Annotated in this window: 15 protein-coding genes; 8 read left to right on the top strand and 7 right to left on the bottom strand. The window is 71.9% G+C overall.

The window, feature by feature from the left end:
- Positions 1 to 37: 37 nt before the first annotated feature.
- The 4 genes from OG485_RS17640 to OG485_RS17625 form a co-directional block, all read right to left on the bottom strand.
- Positions 38 to 2,929 (bottom strand): Z1 domain-containing protein, encoded by a 2,892-nt coding sequence (locus OG485_RS17640; protein ID WP_328674517.1) that lies wholly within the window; start codon positions 2,927 to 2,929, stop codon positions 38 to 40.
- Positions 2,930 to 3,047: 118 nt separating this feature from the next.
- Positions 3,048 to 4,628, bottom strand: coding sequence for an ATP-binding protein (locus OG485_RS17635; RefSeq protein WP_328669314.1), 1,581 nt, complete (start codon positions 4,626 to 4,628; stop codon positions 3,048 to 3,050).
- A 178-nt stretch (positions 4,629 to 4,806) separates the two neighbouring features.
- Entirely contained in the window at positions 4,807 to 5,826 is a 1,020-nt protein-coding gene (locus OG485_RS17630; RefSeq protein ID WP_328669313.1) for an SEC-C domain-containing protein, read from the bottom strand.
- Positions 5,827 to 6,019: 193 nt separating this feature from the next.
- A complete protein-coding gene (locus tag OG485_RS17625; protein ID WP_328669312.1) occupies positions 6,020 to 7,495 on the bottom strand; it encodes a glycoside hydrolase in 1,476 nt (491 codons plus the stop codon).
- Between the two features lie 318 nt (positions 7,496 to 7,813).
- Here OG485_RS17625 and OG485_RS17620 point away from each other — a divergent pair, with 318 nt between their 5' ends.
- A complete protein-coding gene (locus tag OG485_RS17620; protein WP_328669311.1) occupies positions 7,814 to 8,620 on the top strand; it encodes a class E sortase in 807 nt (268 codons plus the stop codon).
- A gap of 36 nt (positions 8,621 to 8,656) precedes the next feature.
- Here OG485_RS17620 and OG485_RS17615 read toward each other — a convergent pair whose 3' ends face one another.
- Positions 8,657 to 10,072 carry an MFS transporter gene (locus OG485_RS17615; protein WP_328669310.1) on the bottom strand — a complete coding sequence of 472 codons (1,416 nt, stop codon included), beginning with the start codon at positions 10,070 to 10,072 and terminating at the stop codon, positions 8,657 to 8,659.
- A 256-nt stretch (positions 10,073 to 10,328) separates the two neighbouring features.
- On the opposite strand from OG485_RS17615, the gene OG485_RS17610 reads away from it, so the two are divergent.
- From OG485_RS17610 to OG485_RS17595, 4 genes are all read left to right on the top strand, one after another.
- Positions 10,329 to 10,916 (top strand): winged helix-turn-helix transcriptional regulator, encoded by a 588-nt coding sequence (locus tag OG485_RS17610; protein WP_328669309.1) that lies wholly within the window; start codon positions 10,329 to 10,331, stop codon positions 10,914 to 10,916.
- A 65-nt stretch (positions 10,917 to 10,981) separates the two neighbouring features.
- Entirely contained in the window at positions 10,982 to 11,290 is a 309-nt protein-coding gene (locus OG485_RS17605; RefSeq protein ID WP_261703635.1) for a DUF6412 domain-containing protein, read from the top strand.
- Positions 11,291 to 11,479: 189 nt separating this feature from the next.
- The gene (locus tag OG485_RS17600; protein ID WP_328674516.1) at positions 11,480 to 12,232 is read left to right on the top strand and encodes a YidC/Oxa1 family membrane protein insertase; all 753 of its coding nucleotides are present in this window, start codon (positions 11,480 to 11,482) and stop codon (positions 12,230 to 12,232) included.
- A gap of 132 nt (positions 12,233 to 12,364) precedes the next feature.
- Positions 12,365 to 13,222, top strand: a complete 858-nt coding sequence (locus OG485_RS17595) for a fumarylacetoacetate hydrolase family protein (protein ID WP_328669308.1) — start codon at positions 12,365 to 12,367, stop codon at positions 13,220 to 13,222.
- Between the two features lie 214 nt (positions 13,223 to 13,436).
- Here OG485_RS17595 and OG485_RS17590 read toward each other — a convergent pair whose 3' ends face one another.
- Positions 13,437 to 13,910 (bottom strand): heme-degrading domain-containing protein, encoded by a 474-nt coding sequence (locus OG485_RS17590; RefSeq protein WP_328669307.1) that lies wholly within the window; start codon positions 13,908 to 13,910, stop codon positions 13,437 to 13,439.
- Positions 13,907 to 14,998 carry a Gfo/Idh/MocA family oxidoreductase gene (locus OG485_RS17585; RefSeq protein ID WP_328669306.1) on the bottom strand — a complete coding sequence of 364 codons (1,092 nt, stop codon included), beginning with the start codon at positions 14,996 to 14,998 and terminating at the stop codon, positions 13,907 to 13,909. The genes OG485_RS17590 and OG485_RS17585 overlap by 4 nt, the downstream gene beginning before the upstream one ends.
- A gap of 318 nt (positions 14,999 to 15,316) precedes the next feature.
- Here OG485_RS17585 and OG485_RS17580 point away from each other — a divergent pair, with 318 nt between their 5' ends.
- The 3 genes from OG485_RS17580 (at position 15,317) to OG485_RS17570 (ending at position 18,958) form a co-directional block, all read left to right on the top strand.
- Complete coding sequence (locus tag OG485_RS17580) at positions 15,317 to 16,468, top strand: ROK family transcriptional regulator (RefSeq protein WP_443048920.1); 1,152 nt, start codon at positions 15,317 to 15,319, stop codon at positions 16,466 to 16,468.
- Positions 16,469 to 17,031: 563 nt separating this feature from the next.
- A complete protein-coding gene (locus OG485_RS17575; RefSeq protein ID WP_328669305.1) occupies positions 17,032 to 17,919 on the top strand; it encodes a hypothetical protein in 888 nt (295 codons plus the stop codon).
- Positions 17,920 to 18,178: 259 nt separating this feature from the next.
- Positions 18,179 to 18,958: an HAD-IIA family hydrolase gene (locus OG485_RS17570; protein ID WP_328669304.1), complete on the top strand. Its 780-nt coding sequence runs from the start codon at positions 18,179 to 18,181 to the stop codon at positions 18,956 to 18,958.
- Positions 18,959 to 18,984 lie beyond the last annotated feature (26 nt).

Here is an 18,984-nt window from a genome sequence, read left to right as displayed (position 1 = left end):
GGGAGGAGGGCCTCATGTCGTCCAATGGTGTCGCGCCTCAGGAGTGAAGGTCGTCTCGGGCGATCACGACGGCATCCTGCCGGCTCGAGTCGATCGCACGGAATCGGACCAGGGGCCCGCCGGTTCCCACCGACGATCTCGGCGCGACGAAGGAGAATGCCATGACGATGTCACCGGGGTCCAGAGCCCCGTCGTCGGCGAGGCGCGGCTCGGACTCGACCACCGGGTAGAGCAGCACAGCGCCTCGGCGCGGGCTCACGAACTGCTCGACCGACGTGTTCCCCACCGTCTCGACGGCTCCCGCGACACGCAAGGCGGCGGCACGGTGCTTGGGCTCGCTGAGTGCGCCGAAGAGCGAGCCGCGCCGGCGACCACGGCGGGCCGGCGTGAACGGGCCGTGCCCCAGGATGCGGGCTTCCACACGGTTGGCAGAGGTCTGCAACGGCGTGATCACGAGCCAGTCGTCGATCGCCGCAGGCTGCCGTCCCGCTTCCAGCAGGAACTCCAGGTGCGGAGAGAACCGGCTCGGCACGGACCACCGCAGGTCGCACAGCACCTTGGTCAGCGTCTCGTGCGAGACCGTTCCCACGCGGGCTTCGTAGGCGGGGCCGTCCCCGACCGACAGCCGCACCGGGTCCTTCCCCAGTGCGGCGAGCACGGGTTCCCAGCACTCGGTGTTCTGCGCCAGTCCGTCCGAGGTCTCCGGGTGGGCCGTCGGCTCCACCCATGAACCGGGCGACCGGACCTCCACCAGCTCCGCGTTGAACATCTTGTTCCGGGCCGACGGCTTTACCCATGGCAGATGCTGGGCCACCAGGGGCGGGATCTGGGCGGGGGTGACCTGGGGGCGGCCGTCCACCAGCGGGGCGTAGCGGGCCAGTTCGGCGCGGAAGAGTTCCTCGTCGCGGCAGATCGCCTCGAACGCCTCGTACAGGTCGACGGTCTTGGCGTTGCGACCCTTGCCGAGTTGCTCCTCGCGGCCGATGTACAGCCGCACCAGGTCCCGGTACCCGGGGCGGAAGCCGAACCAGCGGCCCATCTGCATCAGGGTGTCGGCCTGCTGTGTCGTACGGCGGTAGTACGTGATCGTCAGGCCCTCGACCGTGAACCCGCGGGACAGCTTGGTGCCGCCGACCAGGATCTTCCAGACGTTCGGGGTGCGGTCGAAGTCCAGGTCGGGCTGGGCGTAGTCGCGCTCGCTCTCGCCGTTGACGACGATGACGGGGCTGCCGCCCTGACTGATCAGCTGGCAGGCCCGGGAGACATGCGGCTTGAGGTCTGCGTAGGTCGCCGGGGTAGGCAGTGAGTCGTCCGCGTAGGTGTGGAAGTCCTTGTCGAAGAGGGCTTCCAAGCGCGCGTGGCCCTGACCCTTGTACGCGGCGTTGTGCCACATCGTCTCGATGCGCTCGGCGAGCGCCGCGTGTTCGGACATCCGGACCGATTCGTGCACCAGCATCGTGTGGTGTCGGAACGGATCAGAGGGAACACCGTGTTTCTCGCGGTAGATCTTCAGTGCGCCGGTGAGCACGAAGGCGTCCAGGGCTTCCTGGAGGCGATCTCCCTCGGAGGCGTAGATACCTCGGACGTGCTTCTTCTCGGTCGTGCCCTCGTCGCCGTCGACGGAGTCCAAGTCGTGGAAGTCCTGAACGCCCATGTAGCCGTGGGGCCGGGGCAGCGAGATCAGGAAGTCGCGCGGGAACAGGTCCTCCTCGTCGCCCGGGTCGACGAACACGTTGGCGAACGGGGTCGCGGTGTAGCCGACGTACTGCGCGCGGGGAAGCAGCTTGAGCAGGGCGCTGATCTGGCCGTTGATCGCCGTGCGGGTGACCTTGCCGTCCTCCCACTTCTTCGGGTCCGTCGTGTTCACCGAGGCCTGGTCGGACTCGTCGTCGATGATCAGGGCCGGTATCTCGCCGAGGATCGGGCCGATCTTCTTGAGGTCCTTGACCAGCTTCTCCAGCACCGACTTGTTCTTCTTCACGACCATGATCCGTGCGCGGGCCGCGTGCAGGTTCGCCGGGTCGTGCAGCGGGCGGGTGCGGTCGGGCTTCTCGAACTCCAGCGCGCTGATGCCGCGTTCCAGGGACATGTAGTCACGGTCGCGGGAGGTCAGACGCTCGATGTCGAAGGCGCCGAGGTCGGAGGGGCGGGCGCCGAAGGAGACGAACTTGGCGGGCCATTCCTCGTCGTCCTGGTAGTCGATGCCGACCAGGGCGTCCGGGTCGTTCGGGTCGGCGGCGCCGAGGATGTTCTCCTGGCCGATCAGTTCCATGTCGAGCCGGCGCTGGGTCTGGCCGCGCAGCAGGTTCAGGGTGCCGCCGAGCACGATGACCAGCCGGTAGCCGGCGTCGATGGCCTTGGCCGTGACACCGGTGAAGTTGGCTGTCTTGCCGGACTGCACGTAGCCGACGACGAGTCCACGCGCGCCGTAAGGGGTGTCGCTGGTGGGGTCGGCCAGCCGCTCCACGACGGCGTGGGTGGCCTCGTCCAGACCGGAGACCGCCGCGTCGTTCCAGCTGCCCTTGCCGCGTAGCAGCCGCTCGTACGAGGCCCAGTAGAAGGAGCGGTTCGCCGCCTGTTCCCGGGTGTACCAGGGCTGGAACTCGCGGCTGATGGTGACAGGACCGGGTTCGGTGTGGACCGGGACGGCCGCGTCGAACGCCTTGCGGAGATCCCCGTCCAGCGCGAGCTTGTCGTAGACCTCGGCGCGGCGCTCGGGGGTACGTGCCGCGGTGGCCGACCACGAGGGGGACTGCTCGAAGTCCCAGGCGGTGAGCTTGCGGCGCCAGACGGCGAGCAGGTCGTCCCCGGGGGCCGCGGCCAGGATGCGCTCGTGGAAACCGGCCACGTCCGTGTCCGCCGGCTCCTCGGCGTCGTCGGCGAGCGCGAAGGCGAGCTTCGCGAAGTGCTTGGGGCCGCGCCGGCTCATCGCGTCGAGCACCTCGCCGTGGAGGTCGGTGAGGTGGTCGGCGGCGGGCGCGTTCTCGGCGGTCACGGTGGTCGGGAGGCCTCTCTGGTGTACGGGAAGATGCGGGGAGAGCGGTGGACTAGTCGTCGGCGCGGGCGAGTTCGGCCCGTACCGCGGCGACGAGCACGCTGTTCCACAGGGCGACCTTGTCGGTCTGGTTGGCCCAGACCCGCTCCTTCTGGAAGATCTCGTTGAGCATCAGGTAGAGAAGGCTCTTGAGGACCGGGGCGTCGTTGGACCCTCCGCGCCGGCCGCCGTTGAAGGCGTGCCGGTAGTCCCTGTTGAGGACGACCAGGCGTTCCTTGTGGTCGATGGTGAAGACGAGTTCGGCGGGGTCGACGTCGGCCGGCACGTCGAGTCTGGCCCAGACGAAGGTGATGGGGTCGTCGCCCTCCAGCTGGGGCAGTTCGTCCCGCAGGGTCCGCTTCAGCTTGGGGTCGATGCCCTTGCCGGGCGGGATGACGGCCATGCGTTTGACCTCGGTGCGCCGCTTCGCGGCTTCGCGATAGGTCGTCTCCGCGTCACGGATGTACTCGGTGAACGTGTGGCCGGTGTCGGCGTTCGCCGCCTTCTCCAGACCGCGGGCGAACGCCGGGGTGACCTGGACGCCGTCCTTCTTGACGGTCAGGGAGAACACGTCGTTGGGCTCGGACGGCAGATCCAGCGCGATCCTGGCGAGGGCGAGGTGGCTCTCCGGACTGCGGGTGTCGTTCCAGCCGCCTGCCTGGACGAGACGGTCGTTGCGGTAGAGGTAGAAGCCCTGGCGCTCGGCGAGCGGGCCGATGCCGCGGTAGGCGACCAGCGGGGACTTGGGCGGCCATATGTGCGCCGTGAACCGGACGTCTCCGAGGCCTTCGACAGGGGCGGTGTACGTACGGGGATAGCCGGGGCGGCCCGGGACCCGGTACCCGAACGGGTCGATGGGCTCGACGCTGCGGTGGTCCAGCTCCTCCCGGGTGTGGACGTCCTCGACGACGATGTCTATGTGGAAGCCGTCACGGGCGAGGAAGCGGTGGAGGTAGAGACCGAGGTGGGTCTCGAGACGTTCGATCGCGTCGTTGAGGTAGCGGTCGGTCTGGCCGGCGGTGATGGTCTCGAACGGACGGACCTGGTCCCAGCGCACGATCGTGCCGTGCCAGTCGATGATCCCGTCGTAGCGGTCGACCAGGTCCTGACAGTACGTCGCGTCGACGATGTCGCAGGTGAAGTCGGCCTGCGCACGGGCGGTGAGCCAGCGGCGGCCGGTCGACGGGCTGCGCTTCGTCCGGCTGATGACGGTGAGCGCGTCGGCGTGCGAGAGGGAGGCGGCCTTCAGCCCGGCGCCGAAGTGCCCGAGGGCCCCGACGGCGTACTTCTCGCGCCCGCCGACGGTCATCGCCGTGTCCAGGTCCGCCTCGTCCATGCCGCGGCCGTCGTCGATGACGAGCAGGCCGACGAGGCGGTCCCGTCCGCCGCGCTCACCCGTGTCCCGCAGGAAGCTCACGACGACGTTGCGGGCTCCGGCGTCGATCGAGTTGTCGATCAGATCGGCGATGGCCGCCTCGAAGCCGTAGCCCTGGTGCGCGAGCGATTCGAACGACCTGGCCGTCGGGGGGAGCCGCTTGCTTCCGCTCGTGGGTACGTCGAACTGCCAGTCGGAAGACGGCTGGTAGGGCGGCATACGTCGTCCTCGCGCGCAGGGACACGTCCGGGATGAGTGCGGGCGTGCCGGGTTCAGCAGGTCGGGTGTGACGTTAGCGTGAACGAGTTGTGAAGGAGTAACGGGGCCGACACGAATACGCGTGCGGCCCCCGGAGGCGTTCCAGGGGCCGCGTTCCAAGGGGTGTGGCGAGCCGGTCTCAAGCGTCCTGGTCTCCGTGGCACTCCCCATAAGAGACCCCCGACCCGCACCAGCACTCGCTCGTCCGCTGCGGCGGCCACGCCACTGCCAGCCCCCGGGCCGCCAGCGTCGTCGCGTACTGGGGGAGCAGGGTCGTGTCCGAGGGGGAGGAGGCCTCCGAGGCGGCGAAGGCTTCGTAGGAGGGGACCGTGGCGGTGACGATGCCGAGGTTCGGGGTGCCGGAGCCGGCCAGTTCGCGCAGGGACGCCTCTATCGTCGCGAGGTGCTCGTCGTGGGACGGGTATTCGGCGGTGAGGTCCGGGTACGCGGTGGTCAGTTCCGTGAGTTCGGGGGCCGACCAGTGCAGGACCGCCACCGGGAAGGGGCGCGACAGGGCCTCGCGGTAGGTGCCCAGTTCGGCCTGGAGGCGGCTGATCTCGGCCTGGAGTTCCGCCGGGTTGTCCGAGCCGAGGGACCAGACGCGCTTCGGGTCGTGGAGTTCGTCCAGGGAGATCGGGGACGAGTGCAGGGTGTCGGCCAGGGCGTCCCACTCGTCGTGCGCCGCGCCCAGCATGCGGCGCACCCGGTGACGGCCGAAGAGGAGGGGGAGCGTGGAGTAGGGGGGTTCCGGTACGTCCGTCAGGAGCAGGGTCGTTCCCTCGGTGAAGGTGTCCTGTGCCGCCTCCAACTCGTCGTGCGACTCCAGGGCCTCCGCCACGATCACCCAGGGGGCCGGGTCGCGGGGCGCCGCCGCCCGGACCCCGTCGATGATCGCGCGGGCCTCGGCCTCGTGGTCGTACTCCCACAGGTTCGACGCCTTGAGGGCGCGGACCAGATACGGCTTCTCCAGCGGAGTGTCCGAGGCGAGCAGGCGGTCGTAGAGGGTGGAGGCGCCGGGGCGGTCGCCGGCCAGTTCGAGGTGGGCCGCGGCCTGCAGGAGCAGGTGCTCGGCGTCCTCCGGGTACAGGCCGGCGGTCCGCTCCAGGCGAGCCGCTTCGGCGGTGTGGTCGACGTTCTCGGCAGGCGTGTCGGGGCGCATGGGGGACACCGTACTGCCGCCGGGCCACCAAGGAGAGAGACCTGCTGGCCAGAGACGCGGGAGTCCCCGATGGCATATTTCACGTTGCGTTGGTTGCTTCGACGCGTCGCCCGGTCGGTGGTCGGCTGGCCGCGGTCGGGGGCCGGCCGCGGCGGCCTGTGCCGTCGAGGCCGCCGCGGCTCTCAGCCCCGCCTCACGCCACGACCCCGTCCACCTGTAGCGTCTGCACCGCCCCCGCCGCGAACGGCACCGCCAGGGACTTGCCGCTGAGGTAGGTGTCCGAGTGCGCGGTGTAGAGGTCGCCGCCGCCGGACGTCAGGGTGTTCCAGCGGGGGACCAGGCCGCCCGTGCCCCCGGAGACCGTGGTGAAGCGGGAGAGGTCGAAGGTCAGGGTCTGGGCCGACGTCGCCTTGTTCGCCGCGACGATCACCAGGCGCTTCGCCGTCGCGTCGTACGCCGCCACCGCGTAGTCGACGCCCGTGTCCACGATCGTCATGCCCGGGCGGATGTGGCGGCTGAACTGGGCCATCACATAGAGCTTCGTCTCGACCGCGCCGGCCGTCAGGGTGCTCGCGTCGTACTTGATCATGCCCCAGCCCGCCGTCGGGTCCATCACCTGCCAGTAGACCCAGGCGGTCGGGTGCAGCCAGCGGAAGTCGAGGAGGAGGTTGCTCGCCAGGGTCAGGCCGGTGCCGTCCCCGTCGCCGTACTCGGAGTTCCACAGGGCTTTGCCGGACGACGTCACGGCATCCGTGTAGAGAAGGTCCCGGCGGCCGCCCGAACCCTGGTAGCCGTGCACGTTGACCCGGTTGACCAGGGCCTTGGTCGTCGAGCTGAAGGAACTCCATGTCGTACGGGCCAGGTCGTAGCTCGTCTCGTCCGACGCGGAGATCTTGGTGGATGTCAGGCCCCGGGAATTCAACTCGCTGCGGAGGTAGGGGAGTACGGCCGACTGGACGGAGGCGTCCATGTGGCAGCCCTCCTGGGTGCCGGTGGACGTCCACCAGTTGGAGGAGGGCTCGTTGAACGCCTCCACGGTGGCGAAGTTCACGCCCCAGTTCGTCTTCGCGTAGAGGGCGACCGCCGCGAGGTGGGAGGCGTGCTGGCGGTAGTTCCAGGACTGGAGGTTGTTGCCGCCCCCGGACGCGCCCGACGGGTTGTGGTTCAGGCACATCCACCACATGGGGGAGTTGGCGAACAGCTCACTCGTCGCGCCGCGCGCCGTCGCCTTGGTGAGGGCCGCGCGCTGGGTGGCGTCCGCCGTCCACTTCCAGGCCGAGGACGTCGGGTCCTCGTTGTTCCAGTCCTGCCAGTAGCCCTCGATCTGCTTGAAGGAGGGGATGCCGGCGGAGGCGGTCATGGTCTCGCCGCCCACGGTGTTCCAGCTGCACGCGCCGAGGTTGTAGCGGGCGATGGTCAGTCCGAGACCCGGGCGTGAAGCGCCGTTGTACGTCGTCGACTTGGTGGTGAAGAAGAGGTCGGCGAAGTCGTCGCGGGCGCCGAAGACGTTGGCCCACCACGCCAGGGAGGTGCCCCACCCCTCCCATTTCCCGTACGTCGTGGCCGGGTTGACGGCGATCGTCGCGTCCGCGCGGGCCGTGCCCGTCGCCAGGGCGCCGCCGAGGACCGTACCGCCCGCGGCGGCCAGAAGTGTTCTGCGTCGGATCATGGCTGGCTTCTCCGTCCGTCTCGGCGCAACCCACGCTGATCGCAACGGAGTTGGCCGTGGCTGTCGACTCGACTTCGAACTCGGTCGCCGGGGCGTTCCCGCCGGCGCTTGCCCGTCCCGCTGATGCCATCAGGAAGCATCGGGTGTGGCGCCTGAGGTTGTCGAGGGTTGTGACAGCCCTTTCTAAAACCAGTGGAGGAAGCCTTGGCGGGGGGCGCCGAAGGGTGCCGGAGGAGTGCGCGTACGGACAGGAGCCGCGCGGGGCTGGTGAGTTGGCGGGCCGGCGCCTATCGTGCGCCCGGCGAAGGGGGCGTACGGATGCGGGCTCCGGGGGTCGTGCACCACGGCACGCGGCGACGGCGGGCCGCGTACCGGCGAGCGGTCTGGAGCGGCGCCGAGGTGCTCGTCACCGTCGGAGTGGTGCTGCTCCTCCTGGTCGCGCACCAGCTGTGGTGGACCAACCGGCAGGCGCGGCACGGCGCCGAGCGCAAGGTGCAGGCGCTGGAGCGGGAGTGGGGGACCCCGGCGCCCGGGAGTGCCGACCCCGACGCGAGCGCCGCCTCCGGTGCCGGGGGCGGTGAGGCCGACGACGGGAAGAACGGCGCGGGACAGCCGGCGGGGCGGCGCTCCTCGTCCGGATCCGGGGGTGGTGACAGCGCCCGGCAACCCCGTTGGTCACAGGCCTACGCCGTCCTCGGCATTCCGCGGCTCTCCCTGCGGGTGCCGGTCGCGGAGGGCGTCAGCAAGGCGGGCGTCCTCAACAAGGGCTACGTCGGCCACTACAAGGGCACCCAACAGCCGGGGCAGGCCGGGAACTTCGCTCTCGCCGGACACCGGAACACGCACGGGGAGCCGTTCCGGTACCTCCCGAGGCTCCGGCGTGGTGACACGATCACCGTCGAGACGAAGGCCGCCGTCTACACGTACACCGTCGACCGGACGCTTCCGCAGACCTCCGCGCGGGACGTCGGGGTGATCCGCCCGGTGCCGCGCAGCACCGTCCGGCCGTCGTACGGGTACACGCAGCCCGGGTACTACATCACGCTCACCACGTGCACCCCCGAGTACACCTCCCGGTACCGCATGGCGGTGTGGGGGAAACTCGCCTCCATGCGGCCCCGCTGACGAACGCGGGTTTCGCCAGGCGCAGGTACGGCCGATTCACGCCCGGTCCCGCAGGATCAGAACGCTCGCCGCGGCCAGTGCGGCGAGCGCGGCCGACACGACGATCGCGATGTTCGCCCCGTGCGCCGGTCCGCCGGCCGTGGTGACCAGGGCGATCGTGAGGGCGACCCCGGCACATGAACCGATGTAGCGGAACGTCTGCTGGGCACCCGAGCCCATCGCCGTGCGGGTCGCGGGCACGGATTCGACGGCGAGCAGGGGCAGCGCGGCGTTCAGCAGGCCGCTGCCCACCCCGGAGAGCACGAAGCCCGGGAGCAGGCGGAGCCAGGAGCCGGAGCCGATCGCGCCGAGCATCGTCAGGACACCGGCCGCGTGCAGCGCGAAACCGAGGGCGAGCTGATGGCGGTGCGAGACCCGGCCGGCGAGACGGCGGGCCTGGAGGGCGACCGTGAAGGCGAGGCCGGACCACAGCAGGAACAGCCACGCCGTGTCCATGGCGGACATCCCGAGCGTCCGCTGGAGCAGCGCCGGCAGGAAGCTGAACAGGCCGATCACGGCGAGGCCCGTGAAGAGCCCGCCCGCCGACGAGACGAGGAAGCGGCGGTGCCGGAGCAGACCGAGGTCGATCATGGGAGTACCGCTGCGGCGTTCGACGGCGACGAACGCGGCCATCAGGACGAGGAACGCGGCCGTCAGCAGGCCCACCGGCGCGCGCAGCCAGCCGTCGCGGCCGAGCGTCAGCGCCGCCACCAGCGACACCAGCGCGAGGCCGAAGGTCAGCGCCCCCGCGAGGTCGGGCCGGCCGCCGCGTGGTGCGCGGGACTCGGTCAGGGCGCGGGTTCCGAGGAGGGCGACGACCAGCGCGGCGGCGCCCAGGACGGCGTACGCCATGCGCCAGTTCCAGGTTGCCAGGGCCCCCGCGAGGAGCGGGCCCGCAGCGATTCCGCCGCTGACGAACGCGCCCCACACCCCCGTCGCGCGCAGCCGTCCGCGCGGGGTCGGGAAGGCATGCACGATCAGGCCCAGGCTGCTCGCGAGGATCGCCGCGCTCGCCGCTCCCTGCGCTATGCGGGTCAGGGTGAACAGCCAGGTGGAGCCCGCGAGCGCGCCCAGGGCGGTGGTGAGGCCGAGGGCGACGGTGCCGGCGAGGAAGATCCGGCGGCGGCCGTAGTCGTCCGCGAGACTGCCCGCGACCAGGAGCAGCGCGGCCAGGCCCAGCGGGGTGCCGTTGAGCAGCCAGGCCTGGGCGGAGACCGAGGTGTGCAGCGCGGCCGCGGTGCCGGGGAGCGTGACCATCGGGGCCGTGTACGTCATCAGGGCCACGGCGGTGGCGGCGCTGGTGAGGGCGAGGGTCGGGGTGGCCCGCGGAGCGGTTTTCGCCGGGGCGGCCGGAGAGACGCCGGTGGCGTGTGCGGGCCGCGTGCTGGTGTCGAGCCGGTCGAGCCGGGTCATGGGGTGTCTTCGCTTCCGTCGGTCGGTTCAGTCGGGTCGGGCCGGTTCAGCCGGGTCGGGCCGGGAGGGCCGGTTGGGGTGGGTCGTCGGTTCAGTCGGTTCGACCGGGCCGGCCGGTCGGCTTCGGCGGGTTCGGGTGGAGCGAGCGGGTTGATCCATGCAGTTGGTTCGTTCATTGAACCTTGTTCTGAGTAGACGATAACACCTAGGTTCGTTCAATGAACCAACGTGTCGGAAAGTGGCTACAGTGGGGGGCATGGCTCTGGGCAAGGACTACGCGACGCAGGAGTGCTCGATCGCCCGCGCGCTGGAGGTCGTCGGCGAGCGCTGGACCCTTCTGGTCATCCGCGACGCGCTCTACGGCGTACGGCGCTACAACGACTTCCTCGTGCACCTCGGCATCCCGAGGGCCGTGCTCGCGGCCCGTCTCCAGGCGCTCACCGCCGAGGGGATCCTCGAGAAGCGCCGCTATCAGGAGTCGCCCCCGCGTGACGAGTACGTCCTGACCGACCGCGGCGCCGCCCTGTGGCCCACCCTGCGGTCGCTCGGCCTGTGGGGCCGCGAACACTTCGGCGAGAGCCGCCTGCGCTACTTCCGGCACGCCGTCTGCGGCACGGAACTCGGCCCGTACGGCGAATGCCCCCGCTGCGCCCTGGTCGTGCCCGTCCCGGACGTCGAGATGACGCCGGGCCCCGGACTCGACCGGAACCCGGCGGATCCGGTCAGCCGGGCCCTGCTCGGGCCGAGGCGGCTGCTGGAGCCGGTCGACACGGATCGCGGTCCGGGCGGTGTGGCGGACGCCGCGTCCGGTCCCGGGCGGTCCGCCGAGAACCATCCTGTATAACGAACGGAGGGACACGCGCACCGCGTACGAGACGCGCGCACCACGTACGAGAGGAGGAGCGGTCGATGACCCGGACCTGGGCCGATGCCCGCCCCGCCGCCGTACTGCTGCTCCTGCTCCTTCAGGTCGCCCTGCTCGACACGGGCACCCTCACCGCCACCGTCGCGGTCGCCGCGACGGCCGCGGCCGGGTCCGCCTTCGCGGCCTGCTCCCTCATCGTGGCGCGCTGCGCGCCCGTCGTGCCGCCCACCCGGGTCCGTACGGCCATCCGCGACCGCGACCGCCGCACGGCCTTCCTGCCGCAGCGCGATCCCGACGCCAGCGGACGGCCGCGCCCCAGGGCGCCCGGACACGCCCTCCCGGCGACCGCGTAGGACACCCCTCCACTCCACCCCGGCGGCTTCCGTCCCGGGTGGCCCCCCACTCCTGGTGACCCACCCCGAGACTTCCGGTGGTCCGCCCCGAGTGGTACTCCGTCACGGGTGACCCGCGCGGGTCGTCATGCCGCATCCCGTACTCCCGGCACGACGCGACCCCCGGAGGGCTCACGCATGTCCACGTTCATGTCCGTTTTCGCGCACCTGGTCGAGCACATCGCCGACCTGCTCCAGCCGCTGTTCCACGGCTCCGCGGCCGCCGCCGCGATCGTCCTGTTCACCGCGCTCGTACGCCTGCTGGTGCATCCCCTGTCGCGGGCGGCGGCGCGCGGACAGCGGGCGCAGGCGGCGCTCCGGCCGCGGATCGCCGAGCTGAAGAAGGAGCACGGCAAGGACCGCGAGAAGTTCCAGAAGGCGCTGATGGAACTGCACGCCGAGGAGAAGGTGTCGCCGCTGTCCGGATGCCTGCCCAGCCTGCTCCAGATGCCGGCCTTCTTCCTGCTCTACCACCTGTTCTCCAGCTCGACGATCGGCGGCGAGGCCAACACCCTGCTCGGGCACAAGCTGTTCGCCGCACCGCTCGGGGGCCGGTGGGCGGACGCGCTCGGCGACGGCGGGCTCTTCGGGCCGGCCGGTCTCGTCTACCTGGCTCTCTTCGCCGTCGTCACGGCCGTGGCCGGTTTCAACTACGTGCGCACGAAGCGGACGACCGTCGCCGCGCCCGCGGCGGGTGAGGCCGGGAGCGAGCAGGCGGCCGCTCTCGCCTCGGTCGCCAAGATCATGCCGTTCATGTCCTTCTTCACGCTGTTCACCGTGGCCGTGGTGCCGCTGGCGGCCGCGCTGTACGTGGTGACCAGCGCGACCTGGAGCGCAGTGGAGCGGGCGGTCCTCTACCGGGACATGCCGGGGGCGGCGCCCGCGGCCGCGGCTCTCGCCTGACGGAGCCTTCCGGCGTCGGTCCAGTCCGTGAACGGGGTCTTGCGGACTGGACCGTGAGCTTGGAGGATCACACGGTCCTCCGACGGCCGCACCCGTCGGTCGGACAGCCCGCGACCGAGGGAGACGCTGACCATGAAGCTGCTGCGAGTCGGTACGGCCGGGGCGGAGCGGCCCGCGCTGCTCGACGCCGAGGGGATCCTCCGGGACCTGTCGGGACTGGTCGCCGACATCGACGGGGCGCTGCTCGCCGACGACGCGGCGCTCGGCCGGATCCGGTCCGCCGCTGCGGCCGGTGAGCTGCCCGCGCTGGACGCGGACGGACTGCGCGTGGGACCGCCGCTGGCCCGGATCGGCAAGGTCGTGTGCATCGGGCTGAACTACCACGACCACGCCAGGGAGACCGGGGCCGAGCCGCCCACCGAGCCGGTGATCTTCTTCAAGGCGGCGGACACCGTGGTCGGGCCGAACGACACGGTGCTCGTGCCGCGCGGGTCGGTGAAGACCGACTGGGAGGTCGAACTGGCCGTCGTCATCGGCCGTACCGCCCGCTACCTGGAGTCCGGGGAGGAGGCGCTCGCGCATGTCGCCGGGTACGCGGTGGCCCACGACGTCTCCGAGCGGGAGTTCCAGATCGAGCGCGGCGGCACCTGGGACAAGGGCAAGAACTGCGAGACGTTCAACCCGCTGGGGCCGTGGCTGGTGACCGCCGACGAGGTTCCGGACCCGCAGGCGCTGTCGCTGCGGCTCTGGGTGAACGGTGAGCTCAAGCAGGACGGTAGGACGGCCGAGCAGATCTTCCCGGTCGCCGAGGTCGTCCGGTACGTCAGCCAGTTCATGACCCTGTACCCGGGGGATGTCATCAACACCGGTACGCCCGCCGGGGTGGCGCTCGGCCGGCCCGAGCCGAAGCCGTTCCTGCGGGCGGGTGACGTCGTCGAGCTGGAGATCGACGGGCTGGGGCGGCAGCGGCAGTCGCTCGCCGACGCGTAAGCGCTCCGCTGGGTTCGCGGTTCGGGTCCGTTGGGGTCGGGGGGCGTTCTTCGCTGCGGGTGGGTTGTGGTTGCTCGCGCCGTTCCCCGCGCCCCTTACGGGGCTCTGCCGTGTGTCGTTCTCCGCGGGTGGTCCGTGGTTGCTCGCGCCCCTGACGGGGCTTCGCTGTGGAGGCGCGGTCCCCGCGCCGCTTACGGGCGCGGGGACCGATGCGCTACTGGGCCAGGAACGTCTCCAGGGCCTCCACCACCATCTTGTGGTCCTCGACCTGGGGCAGGCCCGAGACCACCACGGTGCCGATGACGCCCGCGCCCGTCACGGCGATCGGGAACGCGCCCCCGTGCGCCGCGTACGTGTCGGGGTCGAGGCGCGAGGACTCCTCGAAGGTCGTGCCCTTGGCGCGGAAGCGCGAGCCGACCAGCAGCGAGGAGCATCCGTACCGCTCGACGACGCGGCGCTTGCGGTCGATCCAGGCGTCGTTGTCCGGGGTGGAACCCGGCAGCGCCGCGTGGAAGAGCTGCTGGCCCCCGCGTCGGATGTCGACGGCGACCGGCGCTTCGCGCTCGCGGGCGAGTCCGACGAGGAGCGTGCCGAGGGTCCAGGCGTCGTCGTGGGTGAAGCCCGGGAGCGTCAGCCTGCGCTCCTGCTCCTCCAGCTCGGCGATCTCCGGTGCGACGGGCGCGTTCACAGGGACACCACCACGGACTCGCGGGCGGAGCGGCGGGCCGCTTCCAGGACGTCCAGGGCGGCGGCGGCCTCGTGGGCGGTGACCGGGTTCGGGCCGCCGTCACGGATGGCGGCGGCGACGGCCGCGTAGTACGCGGGGTACGTGCCCGGAACCGTCGGCTCGGGACGGCCGCCACCGGTCAGCGGGGACTCGCCGGAGCCGACGCGGCCCCACAGGGCCTCCGGCTCGACGCCCCACTCGGCGCCGGCGCCGGGGCGCTTGCCGTCGCGCAGGTCGGCCTCCTGCGGGTCGAGGCCGTACTTGACGTAGCCGGCCTGCGAGCCGAGGACGCGGTAGCGCGGGCCGAGCTGGGCGGTCGTCGCGGAGACGTAGAGGTGGGAGCGGACCCCGTTCTCGTGCGTGATCGCGATGAACGTGTCGTCGTCGGTCAGCGCGCCCGGACGGCGGACGTCCGACTCCGCGTACACCGAGGCCGCGGGGCCGAAGAGGACGAGCGCCTGGTCGACGAGGTGGCTGCCGAGGTCGTAGAGCAGACCGCCGATCTCCGCCGGGTCGCCGGACTCGCGCCAGCCGCCCTTCGGCTGCGGGCGCCAGCGCTCGAAACGGGACTCGAAGCGCCAGACGTCGCCCAGCTCGCCGTCGGCGAACAGCTTGCGCAGGGTCAGGAAGTCGTTGTCCCAGCGGCGGTTCTGGAAGACGGAGAGCAGCAGGCCGCGCTCGTCGGCCAGGGCGGCCAGCTCGCGGGCCTCCGCCGCCGTACCGGCGATGGGCTTGTCCACGACCACGGGGAGGCCGGCCTTCAGGGCGGCGGTCGCGATCGGGACGTGGGTCTTGTTCGGGGACGCGATGACGATCAGGTCGAGTTCGTCGGCGCGGTCCAGCAGTTCTTCGGGCGTCGCGGCGAAGCGGAGTCCGTCGCCGAACTCGGCGCGGGCCTGCGCCTGGCGCTCCGGGTTCGAGGTGACGACCGTGTCGAGGGCGAGCCCCTCGGTCGTGGCGATCAGCGGGGCGTGGAAGACGGAACCCGCGAGGCCGTAGCCGACGAGACCCACGCGAAGGGGCGTACCAGTACCAGTCATGCCTGTCATGCGTCCTACTTTCGCAACAGTGTTGCCAAAGTGCAAGCGCGGGGGACAATGGGTGATGTGAACAGGACCAATGCGGGTGGGGCCGGGACGCAGGGAACGCCCGGGAACCCAGGTGTACCCCGGACTTCGGGAGAATGCGCGGATCAGGGCGGGGCCGGGGATGTCGGCGCCTCCGGCCGTCACGGCGCGGGCGACGCCTCCGGCCGCCACGGCGCGGGCGGGGCTTCCGATCGGGAGGGCGCGGGCGTCCCTTCCGGCCGTCACGGCGCGGGCGGAGCCCCCGACCGGCAGGGCGCGGGCGGGGTCTCCGGCGTCTTCGTGAACCAGGGTGGCCCCGGGAATCCGGGTTCCGGCGGGGGCGCGGGCGCCGGGGCGGCCGGGGTGAACCTGCCCGCCCTGCGCAGTCACAACGCCGCGCTGGTGCTCGATCTGCTGCGCACGGCGGGGGCCTCCGGCATCAGCCGCCTGGAACTCGCCGAGCGGACCGGGCTGACCCCGCAGGCCGTCAGCAAGATCACCGCGCGGCTGCGGGCGGACGGCCTGGCGACGGAGGCGGGGCGTCTCGCGTCCACGGGCGGCAAACCCCGTACGGTGCTGCGGCTCGTGCCCGACGCCGGGCACGCGGTCGGGCTGCATCTCGACCGGGACGAGCTGACCGCGGTGCTCTGCGATCTCACCGGGGCCGTGGTGGCCGAGCGGCACGCCCCGCTCGATCTGGGGGCCGGGGCCGACGCGGTGGTCGAGGGGGCGGCCGGCGAGGTCTCCGCCCTGCTCGGCGGGGTGTCACCGCTGGGTGTGGGGGTCGCGCTGCCGGGGCCGCTCGACCACAGCCTGGGGGTGCTGCACCGGGTGACGGGCTTCCCCGAGTGGGACGGGTTCGCCCTGCGGGCCGCGCTGGCCGGGCGGCTCGGGCTGCCGGTGGTCGTGGACAAGGACACCAACGCGGCGGCGCTCGGGGTCGCGGTGGGGGCCGGTGCCCGGTCCGGCCCCGGCGTCGTGGGCGGCGGGTCCTTCGCGTATCTGCATCTCGGTACGGGTCTGGGCGCCGGGCTCGTGATCGGCGGGGCCGTGCACCGGGGGGCCCGTACCGGGGCCGGGGAGTTCGGGCACCAGGTCATCCAGCTGGACGGGCCGGTGTGCGAGTGCGGGAACCGCGGCTGCATCGAGGTGCTGTGCCTGGACGCGGTGGGGCGGGGGGCCGTGGCCGAGGCCGCTCGGGTGCTCGGCGCCGGAGCGGCGAATCTGGTGGGGCTGCTCGACATCGACCTCGTGCTGCTGGGAGGGCGCACGGTCGCGGCTCACGAGGAGGTCTTCCTCCAGGGTGTCGGGGCCGTCCTGGCGGAACGCGCCCGGCGCGAAGGAGGCGGTCCGGCGGTGCCGGTCCGGGTGGCCCCCGGCGGAGCACGAGGGGTGGCCGAGGGTGCGGCCCAACTGCTGCTGGCTCCGCTGTTCGGGCGCGGGGAGGGGTGAGCGCGGGGCCGCTCGCGGTGCGTGCTCCGGCCGCGGCGGGCCGACCCGGGCCGGCTCGGCCGTTCGGGTGGGCGGGGACGCTCGTGCGGGGAGGCAGGTCCGCGGCGCCGTGGGGAGGCAGGCCTGCGGTGCCGTGGGGAGGCAGGTCCGCGGCGCCGTGGGGAGGCAGGCCTGCGGAGAGGTAGGCCCGCGGCGCGTGCTTCGGTTGTGGCGGCCTGTGCTCGGGCCGGCCTCGATCGTCACCTCCCGCAGGCTCGACGGGATCCGTAAGCGCACCGAGGTTCGCGGGGCCGCCGAGATCCGTGGGCTCGACGATATCCGCGAGGTCGCCGAGATCCGTAGGCTCATCGAGATCCGCAGGGTCGCCGGGGCGGCGGGGGTGCCGAGTCTGCGGGGGCGCCGCCGGACGGTGGGATTCCGGGGGCCGAACGGGGGTGACTGCCCGAATGGCGGTCCGGCGGCGGGGGTGCGGCGTGGCAGGGTCACGGGGCCATTGCCCGGTACCGACTGACGCTTTCGATCCTCCCGATCCCCGCCCCCTCCCGATCGGCCAAAGGCTCCTCATGCGACTGCGTACGTCTCATCCGCTCGCTCCGACCGCCCTCGCCCCGACCGCTCTCGCCCTGTTCGTGACGTTCACTCCGGCTCCGGCGCACGCGCTGGAACCCCGCCCGGACTGTGTCTCGTCCGACACCCACGACTTCCCGATCAAGACCCGGATCCACGGCGGCCCCGACGCCTACCAGGCGGGCGGCGACTCCGGGACCTGGTACATCGACCTCACCAACACCACGGCGCACCCCTGCGGCGCGATCCATCCGGTCGTCGTCCTCGTGGACGAGAAGCGGACGCTGCGGCCGGAGCAGGCGCGGCTGGAGTTCTACGAGGGGGAGCGGGCCCATGCGGTGAGGTTCGAGCGGAGCGACGAGGCCGAGAACGTGGGGCCGTTCGACGACGGCTTCCCCGGGTTCACCGTCGCCCCCGGCCGCACCCTGACGGTGAAGGTGCGGCTCTCGCTGGCTTCCGGCGCGAGCGCCCCGAACGCCGTCGTCGCGAACGCGGCCGTCGTGCAGAAGCACGACGACGACGGCGACTGGGTGGGAGAGTCGAACGCCTACCGCTTCCGGATCGACGGCGCCGTCAGGGACAAGGACCCGGAGTCGGGCGAGGAGACCGGCACGGGCGCGGACCAGGACGGCACCGCGGACACCGGTGCCGACGCCGGCCTGAGTCCCGGTACCGGTACCGCCCCTACGGGTGAGGCCCGTACGGACACGGGCAGTGGGACCATCGCCGGGACCGGTACGAGGGCGCCGTCCGCCGACCAGCTCGCCAGCACCGGACCCGGCGGAGCGAACCGGCCGGTACTGGCCGCGCTCGCGCTCGTCCTCGTCGCCTTCGGAGCCGGACTGTTCGCCCTGGCCCGGCGGATGCGCCCGCGCCGACGCTGACACCGGGAACTGGAACCGGGAAGCCGGTGGCGGGGACCAGGGGCCGGGGGCCGGGTCGGCTGCGGTGGCCGACGGCGTGGCACGGCGTGTGAGGGAGCGTGCGTGATCGAGCCATGGCCAGAGCGTGGTCAGGGAGCCCCGGCCGCGGGCGTGCCGGCCTGACCACCGTCCTGACTAGGCTGGGGGCGTCGGCACAGTGTCGTTCCGGCGCCCCCGGATCGAGTGCGTAGGTACGCCAGGACGGCAGGAGACCCAGCACATGTCAGAGCGCAAGCCGATCGAGTCGTGGCTCACCGACATGGACGGCGTCCTCATCCACGAAGGTGTGCCCATCCCCGGCGCCGACGCCTTCATCAAGAAGCTGCGGGAGTCCGGGAAGCCCTTCCTGGTCCTGACGAACAACTCCATCTACACCGCGCGCGACCTGCACGCCAGGCTCAACCGCATGGGCCTGGACGTGCCGGTCGAGAACATCTGGACCTCCGCCCTCGCCACCGCCAAGTTCCTGGACGACCAGCGGCCCGGCGGCACGGCGTACGTCATCGGCGAGGCGGGCCTGACCACCGCGCTGCACGACATCGGGTACGTCCTGACCGACCACGAGCCGGACTACGTGGTCCTCGGCGAGACCCGTACGTACTCCTTCGAGGCCATGACCAAGGCGGTCCGGCTGATCAAGGGCGGCGCCCGCTTCATCGCCACCAACCCGGACGAGACCGGCCCGTCCACCGAGGGCCCGCTGCCGGCCACCGGAGCGGTCGCCGCGCTGATCACCAAGGCCAGCGGCAAGCAGCCGTACTTCGCGGGCAAGCCGAACCCGCTGATGATGCGGACCGGCCTGAACGCCATCGGCGCGCACTCGGAGTCCAGCGCCATGATCGGCGACCGGATGGACACCGACGTGCTGGCCGGTCTGGAGGCGGGGATGCAGACCTTCCTCGTCCTGACCGGGCTGACCACGCCCGAGGAGATCGAGCGGTACCCGTACCGGCCGTCGAAGATCGTCGACTCGATCGCGGACCTCGTCGACCGCGTCTGAGCAGGCGATCCGGGTTCGGGACCGCG

The organism is Streptomyces sp. NBC_00328 (genome assembly GCF_036139655.1).
GTDB lineage: Bacteria > Actinomycetota > Actinomycetes > Streptomycetales > Streptomycetaceae > Streptomyces.
Note: the sequence above shows the minus strand (reverse complement) of the source record. Positions and strands in the feature narration are given on the sequence as shown.